The sequence below is a fragment of the Escherichia sp. AM3 genome, assembly GCF_032029835.1.
Taxonomy (GTDB): Bacteria; Pseudomonadota; Gammaproteobacteria; order Enterobacterales; family Enterobacteriaceae; genus Escherichia; species Escherichia coli.
The window spans coordinates 1-314 of sequence record NZ_JAVUPQ010000782.1; the positions used below are offsets into that span (position 1 = coordinate 1).

Below are 314 nucleotides of genomic sequence, written 5' to 3' on the forward strand. Positions count from 1 at the left end.
CGTTTCAGCGCCTTCATCTTCTTATCAGACTCGGCGGTCATATACTCTTCGAACTTCTTAATATCGGCATTGAACCCCCGCAGTAACGAACGGCTGCTGTTAGGGAGAATGTTGACCAGGGTGATCGTCGCGCCTTCCGCCTTCGCGAGGTTGACCGCGTGGCGTACCGCTTTATCGCTCAAATCCATTTCAAACACATCAACAGGCATCAAAATTTTCTTATACATAAGCCTGACTCCTTTTCCGATGAAGGGTTATTTTCTGCCTCCAGAATGACATTGTGGATATAAACAAAGCCTAAACACTTGCACCCG

At 47.5% G+C, this 314-nt stretch carries 1 protein-coding gene; it reads right to left on the reverse strand.

Annotation, left to right across the window (positions count from 1 at the left end):
• A partial coding sequence (locus RTW80_RS28340; protein ID WP_312721430.1) for a universal stress protein occupies window positions 1-227 on the reverse strand: 227 nt, incomplete at its 3' end.
• Between the last annotated feature and the right edge of the window lie 87 nt (window positions 228-314).